Source organism: Brucella pituitosa, assembly GCF_003049685.1.
GTDB lineage: Bacteria > Pseudomonadota > Alphaproteobacteria > Rhizobiales > Rhizobiaceae > Brucella > Brucella pituitosa.
Genome location: NZ_PYSY02000002.1, coordinates 1,578,588 through 1,595,000, shown reverse-complemented (window position 1 = coordinate 1,595,000; position 16,413 = coordinate 1,578,588). Strand labels below are relative to the sequence as shown.

Genomic DNA, 16,413 nt, shown 5'->3' with positions numbered 1-16,413 from the left:
GCCCTTCTCTCCGAACAGAGAAATCGCTGTTCTTATTATATTGGCTTTCGTTTCCTCTCCACGAGGATAACCGTTCTCCGATTTACGTCTTCTCACATTTGCCATTGCGCACTCCTGTCGTCGGAAAAATATCACAGCCACTCAAAGTATTCCAGATGTCAGATTTCTTCCGATTGACAGAATTATATCAAATGGAATATTTACTCTCTAATCCGACAGCCATTGGGCCATTAAATGAACGCGACCGTATCGCCAGAAACCGTCATATCAAACGAAACCTCAACTCAAAGAAAACGCCGCCCCTCAAGGCGCGTACTCACTGTTCTGGCTATTCTTGGTGTAGTCGGAGGTGGCTATTATGGTCATGACTGGTATGTGACCGGCCGCTTTATGGTCAGCACGGATAATGCTTATCTGCGTGCAGATCAGGTTTCGATGGCCCCGGCTGTTTCGGGCCAAATCATCGAAGTGTATGTTACAGACAATCAGGAGGTCGCGGCCGGACAAGCGCTCGTGAAAATTGATCCGCGCCGATATGAAATGGCAGTTCACGAGGCTGCTGCAACCTTAAATGCCCGAAAGGCTGATCTCGCCAGGAGTGAAGCTGAACTTCAACAACAAACTTCGGTTATCGCACAGTCTCAGGCGGATCTTGAGAATGCAACAGAGAACGCAGCCCTTGCGCAAAAAGACTATAATCGGGCCTCTCCACTTGTAGCTCGGGGGATAGAAAGCCAGCAGAAAGTCGAGCAGACAAGAAGTAAGCTTGAGCAAGCCAAATCGATCATTCGACTGAAACAGGCAGCGTTCGAAACAGCTCGTCAACAAACTGCCACGCTACAGGCACAAATCGATCTCGCTCGGGCACAATTCGATGCAGCTCAGGAAAGTTTAGGCAAAGCTGAAATCGATTTGGAGGATACAGTCCTTCGAAGCTCGATTACAGGCCGGATAGGAGACCGCACGGTTCAGAAGGGGCAGTTTGTTCAGCCTGGCACCTTACTGATGACGGTTGTACCGACCAACAATATCTATCTCGTTGCCAATTTCAAAGAGACTCAGATCGGCAATATGCGGGAAGGGCAGCGCGCAGACTTGCGAATTGATGCCTATCCTAACACCACTGTTACCGGTGTGGTCCGTAGTTTTGCGCCCGGCACAGGTGCACAGTTTGCTCTTTTACCTCCTGAAAATGCGACTGGAAATTTTACGAAGATTGTACAGCGCGTACCAGTTCGTATTGAGCTCGAAGCCCAGAGCAAAGACGCACCACCTCTGGTGCCAGGCCTGTCGGTCGAGGTAACGGTCGACACAAGGACAGCGGCCGCAGACCGAATGGCTTCTTCTCGATGACCGAGGAAGGAACACTCAATCCAATCGTGGGGCCCGAACAGGAATCAGCGAAACTCACTGACTGGATTGCCGTTGTTGCTGGCGCGCTTGGTGCGCTGATGGCCACGCTCGATATTTCAATTACCAACACAGCCTTACCGCAAATTCAGGGCGCAATCGGTGCCAGTGGTACGGAAGGAACATGGATCGGCACCGGTTATCTGGTTGCAGAAGTAATCATGATCCCTCTGACGGCATGGTTCACGCGTTTGCTCGGTTTGCGTACACTGCTGCTTATTACGACCACAGCATTCATCATTTTCTTAATGTTCTGCGGTCTGTCCAATAGTCTGCTTGCGATGATCATCGGACGCGTTGGGCAGGGCTTTTTTGGCGGTGCGCTCATACCCACTGCGCAGGTAATCATTCGCACCCGCCTCCCTGTTCGGCAAATGCCCATTGGTATGAGCATATTTGGCGTCATTGTGTTGATCGGGCCAATTTTGGGCCCTGTTCTCGGCGGCTATCTTGCTGAGGAGATCAGCTGGCGATGGTGCTTTTCCTGAACTTGCCTGTCGGCATTGCTCTTGCTGTTCTCCTCCTGGTCGGCCTGCCGCAAAAAAATGCAAAGCCGGAACTTTTGGCGAAGGCGGATTGGTGGGGCATCATCGGAATGACGATGGCGTTTAGTTGCCTCACCGTCTTACTTGAGGAAGGGCAACGCGAAAACTGGTTCGAATCCGTCTTCATTATCGGGCTCAGTTTCGCTTCGCTCTTTGGCTTTGCCATTCTATTCATCACACAGAAAACGAGCGTTGCCCCGGTTATAAAGCTGTCACTTCTCCGTAATGCTACATTCGCCAGCGCTACACTGATTGCGCTCGTCGTTGGCGCTGCAACCTATGGTGCCACGTTCATTTTACCCCAGTTTCTTAGCTCCATTGCGGGATACAATCCGAGGCAAGCCGGGAGCGTTATGATGCTTGCGGCAGTTCCTGTGCTCTTACTCGTCCCTGTTCTGCCGCGTATCGTAGGACGCTTTGATGCACGCATCATGGTCGCCCTGGGATTGGTTTTGCTAGCATCGAGTTGCTTTGTCGATATTGGACTTAGTCCAGACAGTGCCGGAGCGGATTTTGCTCTCTCACAATTGCTGCGAGGCGTCGGTCAGATTCTGACCGTTTTACCACTCAATCAGGTTTCGATGGCCGCGATCGGAAGAGAAAACGCAGCTGATGCGGCAGGAATTTACAGCATGGCGCGCAATCTCGGAGGCTCTCTGGGGTTGGCCTTTAGCGGTATAGTTATTGACCATCGAACTGCGGTTCATTCTGATTCCATTCGAGAGTCTCTCACTGCAAACTCATTGGCGGGTCAGGCACGGCTCGCAGTCAATGGTGTCAGCCAGGGCATAGATGCCGCCACAGCGAAGCTGCGCGCGATATCGCAGCTAACGAGCCTGATCGAAAGAAATGCGCTTGTGATGACCTATAATGACTGCTTTTGGCTAATGGGAATGATGATATTGGCGCTGTCACCTGCCGTATTATTGCTTCGTCGGCCCGTAATTCCGCCAGAAATTAATAGGGCTTAAAAGTGGGATTTTCTCGGCATTGTGATCGAGGAGATTGCGATGAAAACGAGCACGCTTAACCAATCAAAGATTCTTACAATCCTGCGTCAGGCCGAAGGTGGTGTTCCTGTGTCGGAGCTATGCCGCGAACACAGAGCTGCGAACTGGATCAGGTTAAAATATGACTAGCTATCTCTTGTTTTGGCGTTAGCATCTGGATTATAGGGAAATCGAGTGTTTTAGGCACGCCACAGTTATTGGTTCTCAACTCAGGACTCCTCCCTTGATAGCAATGAAGTCTCTTCTGGCTGTTTCAGGCCTCGCTGCCATACTTACTTTTCAGATCAACCCGGCCACCGCATCTTCGACAAAGTATCCGCTGACAATTGAAAATTGCGGTGCAAAAATCACGTTCGAAGAAGCTCCCGAGCGCTCTATCGGCCTTGGTCAGAACAGTGCAGAAATTCTTCTGCTGCTTGGTCTCGAAGACAAAATGGCGGGAACCGCTTTTTGGCCGAGCAAGGTCCTCCCACAGCTTGAAGCCGCCAATTCAAAAGTAAAGCTTCTGACAGTGGAGTTCCCGACTTTTGAATCCATCCTTGCGGAGAACCCGGATTTCGTTGCGGCATCATTGCCGAGCCTGATTGGAAAAAGCAGCAAGGTCGCCAAGCGCGAAGATTTCGACAAGGTCGGTGTTCCAACCTATTTGTCGCCAAGCACCTGCCTGAGCACGGAACAGGTCAAGGATGAATATGGCAGCAGAGACGAATTGTGGAACATGAATCTTCTTTACAAGGAGATCGATGAGCTTTCGCAAATTTTTGACGTTACCGATCGCGGGCAGCGTCTCATTGCTGATTTCAAGGCCCGTGAAGCTGCGTTGAGAGCCAGCGTCCCTACAGGCGGCAAGAAGCTTTCCTACGTCTTCTGGTTCTCCAGCCAGTCCCCTTCTGCCGACGCTTATCTGGGCGGCGGAAATGGCGCATCAAGTTTCATTGCGAATGTACTTGGCGGCGAAAATGCCATCAAAGCCGAGGCAGAATGGCCGACCCTCGGCTGGGAAAGCATTATCGCTGCAAATCCCGACGTCATCGTTGTGGCCAATCTCGATCGCAATCGTTGGGAGCTTGACAAGCCTGAGGCCAAGATTGCGTTCCTGAACTCCGACCCGGCCGTCAGCCAGATGCCCGCCGTCAAAAACAAGGCGATCACCGTCATGGACGGTCAGGCCATGAACCCAACCATCCGCACGATCTATGGTGCAGAACAGGTTGCAGAGCAATTGAAAGTGCTTGGTATCCTCAAGTGAGTGACCTCAGTCATCCCTTAAGGCGCCATCCCCTAAGGCATTGGGGCATATTTGGCCTTGTACTGCTGGCGTCTCTTTTCGCAATCGGACTTGTTGTGGGTTTAAGCGTCGGGATCGGCGATTTGCCGATCCCACTCTCAACGACTTTTGCTGCGATCACCAATCGCCTTGGGTGGAGTGCGGTCGAACTCAATCGCATTCATGAGACGGTGATTTGGGATTATCGTTTAAGTCGGGCTCTTGTTGCAGCATTTTGCGGTGCCGGCCTTGCCCTGTCGGGCGCGATTATGCAGTCGCTTTTGCGCAATCCCTTGGCCGAACCCTATGTTTTGGGTATTTCGGCTGGTGCATCAACCGGCGCGGTTGCCGTGGTCATTCTGGGTATTGGAGCCGGCGCCGTTTCACTTTCCGCAGGCGCTTTTGTCGGTGCATTTGCTGCCTTCTTCTTCGTAGCTCTTCTCTCCAATGGGACACGGGGCGGCGCTGATCGCACCATTCTTGCAGGCGTCGCAGCTTCACAACTTTTCAATGCCGCGACCTCCTATATTGTTACCACATCGGGTAATGCACAGCAGGCCCGCGACGTGATGTTCTGGTTGCTCGGCAGTTTTGGTGGCGTTCGCTGGCCAGAATTCATGCTGGTTTCTGTGGTCGTGGGCTTTGCGCTTATCGCCTGTCTTCTTTATGCACATGTCCTCGATGCATTTGCCTTTGGTGATGAAGCTGCTTCCTCGCTCGGGGTCAATGTGGGACGCGCTCGCCTTGTCCTGTTTGCGTTGACCGCGATGATGACAGCAACCATCGTCAGTATGGTTGGATCAATTGGTTTCGTCGGGCTGGTTGTGCCTCATGCCGCCCGTTTCATTGTGGGGCCGCTACACATAAGATTGCTGCCAGCCTGTGCCATTGTCGGCGCGATTTTCATGGTGCTCGCCGATATTGCATCACGTGCGCTGATACCGCAGCAGGTCTTGCCGATTGGCGTTGTCACCGCACTGGTCGGGGTGCCGTTCTTTTCGATCATTCTTTACCGGTTTCAGCGCGCATCATGACAATCATCGCCGAAAATATCACGTGGAAGATTGGCAAGAAAACTATTCTCGATGGCGTGTCTTTTGAAGCGAAGCCAGGAAAGATGCTTGGGCTTCTGGGACCAAACGGGTCGGGAAAGACGTCCTTACTGCGTTTGGTCGCCGGACTAAAGCGCCCTAATTGCGGACGCGTCATGCTCGATGAAACGGATATCAGCAAAATCTCCCGACGCAGCATCGCACAGCGGATTGCCTTTGTGGAGCAACACGCAACAACCAATGCCAATCTCAAAGTCATTGATGTCGTAAAGCTTGGGCGCTTTCCGCACCGCTCGTTGTTCTCCGGCTGGACAGGTATGGATGATACCGCAGTGGAAGATGCACTTGAACGCACAGGCATGAAGACCAAGCGAAATGATCATTGGCAAAGCTTGTCGGGTGGCGAAAAGCAGCGCGTACATATCGCAAGAGCATTAGCGCAGAAGCCAAAAGAACTCATTCTTGACGAGCCAACGAACCATCTGGATATTCAGCATCAGATGAGTTTGCTCAAACTTGTCTCCGGTTTGCCTATCACGAGCATTATCGCGCTGCATGACCTCAATCATGCAGCCATGTTCTGTGATGAACTGATCGTCATGAAGAACGGCAAAATAGTGGCTACCGGGATACCGGAAGACGTCATCAATGAGCGGCTTCTCAGGGATGTCTTCTGTATCGAGGCGCGAGTGGAGACTTCCTCGCATTCCTGCCGACCGCATATACATTATCTGAGATAATTATCGGCGGGCGGCTACCTGATTGAATAATGTCGCCGCCGCCATTGTCCTAAACAGTCAGATGACTTCTGGCTTTCGGCGTATCCAGCACTTCGGCAGCACCCTCCAGAACGATCTCACCGCGATCCATGATATAAACACGATCGGCAAGTTCGCGGCAGAAATCGAGATATTGCTCAACCAGCAGGATGGCCATGCCGGTCGAGTCGCGCAGATAGCGGATAGCGCGGCCAATATCCTTGATGATGGAAGGTTGTATGCCTTCTGTCGGTTCATCGAGCACCAGAATACGCGGTTTCAGAACCATGGCACGACCGATGGCCAGTTGCTGCTGCTGACCACCCGACAGATCGCCGCCCCGTCGCGGCAGCATGTCCTTCAGCACCGGAAAGAGATTGAATATCTCGGCTGGAATAGACCGCTCCGAGCGCTTGAGCAACGCATAACCGGTTTCGAGGTTTTCCTTCACTGTCAAAAGCGGGAATATTTCACGTCCCTGCGGAACATAGCCCATGCCCCGGCTGGCACGCGCATAAGGTGGCAGGGCCTTCATATCTTCATTGTCGAACACGACATGCCCGCCGCTCAGAGCCTGCTGTCCGGTAATTGCGCGCAGTAAGCTGGTCTTGCCAACACCGTTGCGGCCCAGAACACAGGTAATCCGCCCTGCTTCCGCCTTCAGCGACACTCCGCGCAAGGCCTGTGCCGCACCATAATGAAGGCTCACATTTTCAACGTTCAACATCCGTAAGCCTTTCTAGCGCCCAAGGTAATTTTCGATCACTTTCGGATCAGAACTGACGAAATCGATCGATCCTTCGGCAAGCACGCTACCCTCAGCAAGGCACGTCACCTTGACGCCCAGCTCGCGGATGAAACCCATATCGTGTTCCACCACCACAACAGAGCGCGTCTTGGCGATTGCCTTAAGAAGAATAGCGGTTTCAGCCGTTTCAGCGTCCGTCATGCCCGCGACCGGTTCATCGACCAGCAAAAGCTTGGGCTCCTGAGCAAGTAGCATACCGATTTCGAGCCACTGCTTTTGACCATGAGAAAGATTGGTGGCGAGTTCATCGCGCCGCGCCCAAAGGCGCACTGTCTTCAATATCTCCTCGATGCGCTCGCTATCTGCCTTGTCCTGACGATAGAACAATGTCGCCCAGACACCCCGCTTACGTTCGAGTGCAAGCTCGATGTTGTCCCAGACAGTGTGGCTCTCGAACACGGTCGGCTTCTGGAACTTGCGGCCGATTCCAATCTGGGCAATATCAGCCTCATCCTTCTTGGTGAGATCGATATTACCCTCAAAAAACACCTCACCCTCATCCGGTTTTGTCTTGCCGGTAATGATATCCATCATCGTTGTTTTGCCAGCGCCATTCGGACCAATAATGGCACGCAGCTCGCCCGGCTCGACGACGAAGGACAGCGCATTAAGCGCCTTGAACCCATCGAAGGAAACGGAAACACCGTTGAGATAAAGCAGAGTGTTGGGGCTTTCGGTCATTATCTATCTTACTCCGCTGGCGTCGTTTGCAATTTGGCTTGCACTGTCGTGTCGTTCCCGACTGATGCCTTTGCAGATTGACGTGAAACCATGAATGACCGGAATGTGCCGACAATGCCTTTAGGCAGGAACAGGGTAACAGCGACGAACAGCGCTCCGAGCACGAACAGCCACATTTCCGGAAAAGCCGTGGTGAAGACGCTCTTGCCGAAATTGACCAATACGGCGCCAATCACCGGCCCCACGAGTGTTGCTCGCCCCCCGACCGCCGTCCAGATGACGACTTCGATGGAATTGGCCGGAGCAAATTCACCCGGATTGATGATGCCGACCTGTGGCACATAGAGTGCACCGGCCACAGCTGCCATCATCGCCGAAACCGTAAATATGAAGAGCTTGTAGTTTTCCGGGCGGTAACCCAAAAACCGAGTGCGGCTCTCGGCATCACGTACGCTGACGAGCACCTTGCCGAATTTCGATTTGACGACAGCCGAACTGAAGACCAGAGCCATGGCCAACACGATTGCGGAGACGGCAAAGAGGGAGGCGCGCGTACCATCGGCCTGAATGTTAAAACCCAGAATATCCTTAAAATCCGTCAGACCGTTATTGCCACCGAAACCCATCTCGTTGCGAAAGAAAGCCAGCATCAAGGCATAGGTCATGGCTTGGGTAATGATCGAAAGATAGACACCAGTCACGCGGGAGCGAAAGGCGAACCAGCCGAACACGAAGGCCAGCAAGCCCGGCACCAGCAGTACCATCAGGAAAGCGAACCAGAAATGGTCGAAGCCAAACCAGTACCATGGCAGTTCTTTCCAGTTAAGGAACACCATAAAGTCTGGCAGGTCCGGATTGCCATAAACCCCGCGCACGCCGATTTGACGCACCAGATACATACCCATTGCATAGCCGCCGAGCGCAAAAAATGCAGCATGACCAAGTGAGAGAATACCGCAGAAGCCCCAGACCAGATCAAGCGCCAGCGCCAGCAAGGCATAGGTCAGATACTTGCCAAGCAGCGACACCATGTAGGTTGGCACATGCAGCGAGTGATCGGGTGCTGTCAGCAGATTGAGCAGCGGAACAGCAAAAGCGGCAGCGATCAGGATTGCAGCGGCGATAAAGACACCGCGGTCGAGTTTTCGGAACAGAAATGCCGTAATCATGCTTCCACCGCCCTGCCCTTGAGAGCGAACAAACCGCGCGGGCGTTTCTGGATAAAGAGAATGATGAGCACAAGCACCAGGATCTTGCCAAGCACTGCACCGGCGTAAGGTTCGAGGAACTTGTTCAGGATACCGAGCGAGAATGCGCCAACCAGTGTGCCCCACAAATTGCCAACGCCGCCAAACACCACAACCATGAAACTGTCGATGATGTAGCCCTGTCCGAGATTGGGCGACACATTATCGATCTGCGACAGCGCGACACCAGCTATGCCCGCAATCCCCGAACCCAATGCGAAGGTGAACGCATCCACATAGGGCGTCCGGATGCCCATTGACGACGCCATGCGCCGGTTTTGGGTGACAGCACGCATTTGCAGGCCAAAATTCGACCGTTTCAATAGAGCCAGTAGCGTGAAGAAAACGGCCATCGAAAACAGGATGATCCAGAAGCGGTTCCAGGTGATGGTCATACCGCCCAGTTCGAACGCACCCGACATCCACGATGGATTACCAACTTCGCGATTGGTTGGTCCGAATATCGTACGTACAGCCTGTTGCAGGATCAGGGAAATACCCCAGGTCGCCAACAAGGTTTCGAGCGGACGTCCATAGAGGAACCGGATGACACCACGTTCGATCATCAGCCCGACCAGCGCCGTGAACAGGAATGCCAATGGCAATGCGATAGCAAGCGACCAGTCGAACAAGCCGGGGTAGCTGGTGCGGATGACGTCTTGCACCACGTAAGTGACATAAGCACCCAGCATGACCATTTCGCCATGTGCCATATTGATGATGCCCATGACGCCGAAGGTAATTGCAAGGCCGATAGCGGCGAGCAGCAGCACCGAGCCGAGTGACAGCCCATACCAGACATTCTGCCCGATATCCCATAAGGCCTGTCTTTGCTCGATATGCGCGATGGCTCCATCAAGCGCCACTGCAAGCTCAGGCTGCGCATTGGCGCGAGCGGCGCTCAAAACCGACAAGGTGGAACGATCGCCATGATCCTGAAGGAACTGTGCCGCTCCCAACTTATCGCCGAGCGGGCGATCGGAAATCAGAAGCGACGCGGCCTGCGCCTTTTCCAGCACTGTCCGGATTGCGCTGTCCTGTTCCTTGGAAAGCGCAGCTTCGATTGACTCAAGCGCGTCTGCGTTCGGGCTTGCGGCGACAATTTCGGCAGCCTTCAGGCGCTCAACCCGATTGGGACTCATCAGCGTCAGCCCACCTAGAGCGGTGCGAATCGCACGGCGCACGGAATTGTTGACTTTGACCTTTTCCATCCCGCCTTTCGGCGCCTCTCCAGCCTTTTCGCCGGTGATCGGGTCGATAATCTGGAAGCTGGCACCGGATGCCTTGGTAATGAATACCCGGCCATCAGATTTGCGCATATAAAGATCGCCATCGCCAAGTGCATTCAGCATCGGTACGACCCGCGCATCGCCCGTATCCGCAAGAGCGGAGATCCGGTCCTGCATCTGGGTAAAATTCGCCCTACCCAATGCATCGACAAGCCCCTGAAATTCATCCGCTCTCGCCGCCGTCGCCATGACGGCAAACAGGACAGACAGGACGAGCAAGACGGCCCGTATCCGGCACTCCATAGCTGACTTCCTTAATTATAGCTGTATTCTCGATTGTGGCCTGTTCAGACCTCTGAACTGCAAGGGGCAGGCCCGTTCATGCCCGCCCTCTGCATCCCCGTTATCAGGATCCGCCCTGACCGCCGCACTTGCCGGTTTCGACATTGAAATTGCCGCAAGACATCGGCTTGCGCCAATCCGAGATCAGGTTCTTGGAATCCGGCAGGTAATCAGACCACTCATCACCAACAATCAGTCCCGGCGTCTGGCTGACAATTTCAAACTGACCGTTCGACTGGATTTCGCCGATCAGCACCGGCTTGGTGATATGATGGTTGGGCATCATGGTCGAATAGCCACCTGAAAGATTGGGCACGGAGACGCCAACCATTGCATCGATCACAGCGTCCTGATCGATGGTTCCGGCCTTTTCGACAGCCTTGAGCCACATATTGAAACCGATGAACGAAGCTTCCATCGGATCGTTGGTGACGCGCTTGTCATCCTTGGTGAAAGCATGCCAGGTTTCAATGAACTTGGCATTGGTCGGATTATCAACCGACTCGAAATAGTTCCACGCTGCAAGATGGCCGACCAGCGGAGCAGTGTCGATACCCGCCAGTTCTTCTTCACCAACCGAGAAGGCCACGACCGGAATATCTTCTGCCTTTACGCCCTGATTGGCGAGTTCCTTATAGAATGGAACATTGGCATCGCCATTGACGGTCGAAACCACAGCGGTCTTCTTGCCAGCAGCACCAAAGCCTTTGATCGCCGCCACTTCCGTCTGCCAGTCTGAAAAGCCGAATGGCGTATAGTTGACACGGATATCCTCAGGCTTCACGCCCTTGGAAAGCAGATAAGCTTCAAGAATCTTGTTGGTTGTGCGCGGATAGACGTAATCGGTGCCTTCGAGAACCCAGCGTTCAACACCTTCGTTTTCCATCAGATAGTCAACAGCAGGGATTGCCTGCTGGTTCGGTGCCGCGCCCGTATAGAAAACGTTGCGCTCGGATTCCTCACCTTCATACTGCACCGGGTAGAACAGAATATTGTTGAGTTCCTTGAAGACCGGGAGAACCGATTTGCGCGACACCGACGTCCAGCAACCGAACACGGCTGCGACCTTATCCTGAGAAATCAGCTGGCGCGCCTTTTCAGCGAAGAGCGGCCAATCGGAAGCGGGGTCCACGACAACGGCCTCAAGCTTTTTACCCAGAAGACCACCCTTCTTGTTCTGCTCTTCGATAAGCATCAGCATGGCGTCTTTGAGTGTCGTTTCGGAAATGGCCATTGTGCCCGACAACGAATGGAGAATACCAACCTTGATCGTGTCTTCTTCGGCAAATGCGCCGGAGAGGCTCGGGATGGTAAGCGCGCTTGCAAAAAGCGCGGCAAGCATCTGCGACCGGAATTTCATTGTGTGTCCCTCTCTGTATGGTTCTCCCGGTTCTCCGGGTTATTGCCAACTATTGGGGAGAGGTCGCCGTTTCCTTATACGTTAAATGACGTAGTTACCGGGGTGAAATATGCATTATTGAGTTTACCTGCTATCTCTCTTTGAAACGGCACAATAAAGAGCCGGAGGGGAAATGGAGCAGTATGGGACAGCATGGGGCAGCGCGGCAACGCATCATCCCAGTCAGAAGGGAATATAACCGCTGGGTTGCTGATGAAACGCTGGAGGATTACGCCTTGCGTTTCACCGCGAAAAGCGCACGCCGCTTCTCGTCCAATCGCATTGCCCACACCGCCATAGGTGCGATCTCCTTCCTCGCTCTCGAAGCAATCGGCGGCGCGATCACGCTGTCATACGGCACCAGCAACGCCATTGCCGCCATCATTGTCGCAAGCCTTATCATGCTGGGGGTCGGCCTGCCGATCAGCCGCTATGCCATACGTCATGGCGTCGATATCGACCTTTTGACGCGCGGTGCCAGCTTCGGCTACATCGGATCGACCGTCACCTCGCTCATCTATGCGACTTTTACCTTCCTGCTCTTTGCCATCGAAGCCTCCATCATGTCTGGCGCGCTGGAACTGGCCTTCGGCATTCCTATGTGGCTCGGCTATATCATCAGCGCCATCGTGGTCATACCGCTCGTCACCTATGGTGTGCGCATGATCAGCCGGTTTCAGATCATCACCCAGCCGTTCTGGATCGCCCTCAACATCCTCCCTTTCATTTTCATCGCACTGGTCGACTGGGATAAATTCAATCTCTGGCTAACCTTTTCCGGCATTCAGGCGGGTTTTACCGGCGGCGACAGCGCACCTTTCGTGCTGGTGCAGTTCGGGGCCGCATCGGCAGTCATTCTGGCGTTGATGGCGCAGATCGGCGAACAGGTGGATTTCCTGCGTTTCCTGCCACCCGGAGGCCAACGTAAATGGCGGCATAAAATTGGGGTGTTTCTCGCTGGTCCCGGATGGGTCGTGCTTGGCGCGCCCAAATTGCTGGCCGGATCATTTCTGGTGGTGCTGACGCTCAGCACAGGTGTTCCGGCCAGTGTGGCCGCTGATCCGGCGCATATGTATCTGACGGCTTTCGGTTATATGATCCCGTCTCATACGGCAGCATTGCTGCTGACGGTCGCCTTCGTCGTGGTCTCGCAGTTGAAGATCAATGTCATGAACGCCTATGCCGGGTCTCTAGCCTGGTCGAACTTCTTTTCGCGGCTGACGCACAGCCATCCCGGTCGCGTTGTGTGGCTCGTATTCAATGTCTGCATCGGCCTCCTCTTGATGCAGCTCGGCATCTATAAAGTACTGGAACAGACGCTCGGTATTTTCTCCATCGTTGCCATGGCCTGGCTGAGCACGATCTCCGCAGATCTGTTTATCAACAAACGTCTTGGCCTGTCGCCACCCGGTATCGAGTTCAAGCGCGCCCATCTTTATGACATCAATCCGGTCGGCACGGCTACAATGGCCATTGCCTCCCTTGTCGCGATAGCCGCCCATTTTGGTACGTTCGGTACTGTCGTCTCGGCGCTCGCGCCCTATATCGCGCTGCTCGTAGCCTTTATCGTCTCTCCGCTGATCGCATGGAAAACCGGCGGCAAATATTACCTCGCCCGCAAGCCGCGTCGGGCCTGGCAGAATCAACTCGCCATCACCTGTTCGGTCTGCGAACATGATTTCGAGCCGGAGGATATGGCCTGGTGTCCAGCCTATGCCGCGCCGATCTGCTCGCTCTGCTGTTCGCTCGACAGCCGTTGTCACGACCTTTGCAAACCGAAGGCGCATTTACGAGCGCAGAGCGCCGAAGTAGCCCATGCACTGCTGCCCGCCGCCGTCATTGAAAAACTCTCGACACGGCTGGGGCGCTACGCTGTCACGGTTGTCGCTTCCGTTGCCTTTCTGGGCTTTATCCTCGCTCTCGTGGCTTATCATGCGGGAGCGGCATCGCCCGAAACCGCAGAGGTCGTCAACCGAACGATCCTGATCGTGTTCTTCGTTCTGGCCTTGATCGCCGTGATCGTCTGCTGGTTCTACGTGCTGGCGCATGACAGCCGTCATGTTGCGGAAGAGGAATCCTCACGACAAACCGCACTTTTGCTGAGAGAAATATCAGCACACAAAAAGACAGACGCAGCGTTACAACAGGCCAAGGACAATGCCGAAGCCGCAAACCGCGCCAAGAGCCGTTATGTCGTCGGCCTCAGCCATGAACTTCGCACGCCGCTCAATGCGGTTCTTGGTTACGCGCAGATATTGGAGCGCGACGAAACCATTCCGGTGGCCCGCCAGCCGTCGATCAAGCTAATCCGGCGCAGCGCCGATCATCTTTCAGGACTGATCGACGGACTTCTCGATATATCCAAGATCGAAACCGGCCATTTGCAGGTCTATTCCAACGAGATCATTCTGCACGATTTTCTCGACCAGATCATCGATATGCTAAAGCCGCAGGCAGAAGCCAAGGGTATTACATTTCGTTATCACAAGGCCAAGACACTGCCGCAATATGTGCGTACTGACGAGAAGCGCCTGCGTCAGATACTGGTCAACCTGCTGACCAACGCAATCAAATTCACCGAGAAGGGCGAAGTCGCTCTGGAGGTCGACTATCGCAATCAGGTTGCTACTTTCAAAATCGCGGACACCGGACGTGGCATTGTAGAGAAGGATATTGAGCGTGTCTTCGAACCCTTCCAGCGAGGCGAGGCTGAACATACCCGTCACCTGCCGGGTCTCGGCCTCGGCCTGACGATCACCAAGCTTCTGACCAACACGCTGGGTGGTGAACTTTCAGTCACGAGCACCTACGGCAAAGGTTCGACTTTTCAGGTCCGCCTGATGCTGAGTGCCATCGACCGCCCGATCAATCTGGCTGCCCCAACGCGAAAGATTGAGAATTATAGCGGCCCGCGACGTACCCTGATCATCGTCGACGACAATGACGACCATCGCACGCTGATGCGCGAAATCCTGACACCACTCGATTTCATCGTGTTGACGGCAAAAAGCGGGCCGGAATGTCTGACCCTGATCGACGGCATCAGCCCGGATCTCTATTTCATCGATATCCGAATGCCGGAGATGGACGGTTGGGAACTGGTGGCACGCCTGCGCGAAAAGGGTGAAACCTCGCCCATCATTATGCTTTCAGCCAATATTGGCGATGGCACGCGCCCTGGTAGCTTGCCAGACAACGCACATAGTGACGCGCTGACCAAGCCGTTCGACATCCGGCAGATTCACGCCAAACTCGCCGTACATCTGGGCCTCAACTGGATTTACGAAGAGGAAGACCAGCGCAAACCTCAGCCGCTACAGGCAACCATCACCAGCCCCACAATCACCGACCTCCAGGATCTGATCCGTTTGGGTGAAATCGGCTATGTCCGAGGGATCGAGGCAAAACTCACTCTTCTCGCGCAGGACGAAAGCCTCGTTCCCTTCGTTGAAAATGCGCGCGAATATATTCGTGCATTCAACATGTCTGGCTATGATATGTTCTTACGCGATCTGGAACAAAAAATGGATCACCGGCTATGAGTGTTCTCCCCCGCGACACGGTTCTAATTGTCGACGATTCCCCGCAGACACTCGGCTTTCTAACTGAGGCGCTCGAACAGGCGAGTTACTCCGTGCTAATCGCCACATCGGGCAGCGCGGCACTCGGCATTGCAGAGCGTATCACCCCGGACATGATCCTGATGGACGCTGTTATGCCGGGAATGGACGGCTTTGAAACCTGCCGCCAGCTCAAAGCGAATCCGGCAATCTCGCAGGTGCCAGTAGTTTTCATGACCGGCCTGACTGAAACCGAGCATATCGTTCACGCACTCGAAGCGGGTGGGGTCGACTATCTGAGTAAGCCCATCAATATCGACGAACTGCGGGCGCGCATAAAAGTGCATCTGACCAACGCCCGTTCCGTGCAAAGCGCACGCGTGGCGCTTGATGCAAGCGGCAGACATCTGTTCGCCGTGGATCGCGATGGATCCATCCTCTGGTCGACGCCTCAAGCCGTACGTCTGATGGATGGTGTCAGCGCCCCCGGCAAAGGACAATCGTTGTTGCAGGAAAAATGCGCCGAGTGGCTGCAGGCGCGAGACAGACAAGACGCTTCCAGAGATGCACCAGACATTATCTCTGCAGATGACCGTATTTCACTGCATCTTGCTTATCTCGGCTCCACGGGTGCGAACGAGTTCCTGTTTCGCCTGACTGCTATTGATCAGGCCGGGGAACAGGATATGCTTCGCGTTCATTTCGGCCTGACGCCCCGCGAAAGTGATGTATTGCTTTGGGTCGCGCGAGGAAAAACCAATCGTGACATCGGTGCTATTCTCGACCTGAGTGCCCGTACCGTGAACAAGCATCTCGAACAGATCTACATTAAACTTGGGGTCGAGAACCGCGCTGCGGCGGCTGTGAAGGCGACTATACTTGTTCATAAGTAGAAAGGAGCTGCTGATCACTCCCGGTGGCAGCCACGTTGACCTCTACGACAGAATGGACAAGATTCCCGTTTATTCAATCAGAATCTCACCTTGTAGAAACCAAGGCGTCTGGGCGTGGGGGCCACAACATGCAGTCACGAAAACGAACATGCCTACCGATAGACATCGATAGGCATGAACGCTAAAATTATTTCATTTCAGTGATTTAGATC

At 54.0% G+C, this 16,413-nt stretch carries 12 protein-coding genes and 1 pseudogene (1 of these 13 cut by a window edge); 7 read left to right on the top strand and 6 right to left on the bottom strand.

The features are described 5' to 3' along the window. A protein-coding gene (locus C9380_RS19780) for a TetR/AcrR family transcriptional regulator (RefSeq protein ID WP_100557761.1) crosses the window boundary here: on the bottom strand, positions 1 to 105 show its start. Its footprint begins 588 nt before the window's first position; the window shows 105 of its 693 coding nt (coding positions 1-105); the start codon lies at positions 103 to 105; its stop codon lies off the left edge, out of view. A 129-nt stretch (positions 106 to 234) separates the two neighbouring features. On the opposite strand from C9380_RS19780, the gene C9380_RS19775 reads away from it, so the two are divergent. From C9380_RS19775 to C9380_RS19755, 5 genes and pseudogenes are all read left to right on the top strand, one after another. After that, complete coding sequence (locus tag C9380_RS19775; protein ID WP_100557760.1) at positions 235 to 1,353, top strand: HlyD family secretion protein; 1,119 nt, start codon at positions 235 to 237, stop codon at positions 1,351 to 1,353. Then, positions 1,350 to 2,926 (top strand): annotated as a pseudogene (locus C9380_RS19770) (DHA2 family efflux MFS transporter permease subunit). The gene C9380_RS19775 and the pseudogene C9380_RS19770 overlap by 4 nt, the downstream one beginning before the upstream one ends. A gap of 262 nt (positions 2,927 to 3,188) precedes the next feature. Continuing rightward, on the top strand, positions 3,189 to 4,214 hold the full coding sequence (locus C9380_RS19765; protein ID WP_128094379.1) for an ABC transporter substrate-binding protein: 1,026 nt from the start codon (positions 3,189 to 3,191) through the stop codon (positions 4,212 to 4,214). A 47-nt stretch (positions 4,215 to 4,261) separates the two neighbouring features. Next, the gene (locus C9380_RS19760) at positions 4,262 to 5,266 is read left to right on the top strand and encodes a FecCD family ABC transporter permease (protein WP_100558080.1); all 1,005 of its coding nucleotides are present in this window, start codon (positions 4,262 to 4,264) and stop codon (positions 5,264 to 5,266) included. Then, positions 5,263 to 6,024, top strand: coding sequence for an ABC transporter ATP-binding protein (locus C9380_RS19755; protein ID WP_100557757.1), 762 nt, complete (start codon positions 5,263 to 5,265; stop codon positions 6,022 to 6,024). Before C9380_RS19760 ends, C9380_RS19755 begins: the two co-directional genes overlap by 4 nt. A gap of 49 nt (positions 6,025 to 6,073) precedes the next feature. Here C9380_RS19755 and urtE read toward each other — a convergent pair whose 3' ends face one another. The 5 genes from urtE to urtA form a co-directional block, all read right to left on the bottom strand. Beyond that, the gene (gene urtE, locus C9380_RS19750; RefSeq protein WP_128094378.1) at positions 6,074 to 6,769 is read right to left on the bottom strand and encodes an urea ABC transporter ATP-binding subunit UrtE; all 696 of its coding nucleotides are present in this window, start codon (positions 6,767 to 6,769) and stop codon (positions 6,074 to 6,076) included. 12 nt (positions 6,770 to 6,781) lie between these two features. Further along, positions 6,782 to 7,531 carry an urea ABC transporter ATP-binding protein UrtD gene (gene urtD / locus C9380_RS19745; protein WP_128094377.1) on the bottom strand — a complete coding sequence of 250 codons (750 nt, stop codon included), beginning with the start codon at positions 7,529 to 7,531 and terminating at the stop codon, positions 6,782 to 6,784. 8 nt (positions 7,532 to 7,539) lie between these two features. Continuing rightward, on the bottom strand, positions 7,540 to 8,700 hold the full coding sequence (urtC, locus tag C9380_RS19740) for an urea ABC transporter permease subunit UrtC (protein ID WP_128094376.1): 1,161 nt from the start codon (positions 8,698 to 8,700) through the stop codon (positions 7,540 to 7,542). Next, a complete protein-coding gene (gene urtB, locus C9380_RS19735; protein WP_128094375.1) occupies positions 8,697 to 10,310 on the bottom strand; it encodes an urea ABC transporter permease subunit UrtB in 1,614 nt (537 codons plus the stop codon). The genes urtC and urtB overlap by 4 nt, the downstream gene beginning before the upstream one ends. A 103-nt stretch (positions 10,311 to 10,413) precedes the next feature. Then, a complete protein-coding gene (urtA, locus tag C9380_RS19730) occupies positions 10,414 to 11,691 on the bottom strand; it encodes an urea ABC transporter substrate-binding protein (RefSeq protein ID WP_374844450.1) in 1,278 nt (425 codons plus the stop codon). Between the two features lie 200 nt (positions 11,692 to 11,891). On the opposite strand from urtA, the gene C9380_RS19725 reads away from it, so the two are divergent. Together C9380_RS19725 and C9380_RS19720 are read left to right on the top strand one after the other, a co-directional pair. Then, complete coding sequence (locus C9380_RS19725) at positions 11,892 to 15,290, top strand: hybrid sensor histidine kinase/response regulator (protein WP_128094374.1); 3,399 nt, start codon at positions 11,892 to 11,894, stop codon at positions 15,288 to 15,290. After that, on the top strand, positions 15,287 to 16,201 hold the full coding sequence (locus C9380_RS19720; RefSeq protein WP_024897771.1) for a response regulator transcription factor: 915 nt from the start codon (positions 15,287 to 15,289) through the stop codon (positions 16,199 to 16,201). Before C9380_RS19725 ends, C9380_RS19720 begins: the two co-directional genes overlap by 4 nt. The last annotated feature ends 212 nt before the right edge of the window (positions 16,202 to 16,413 follow it).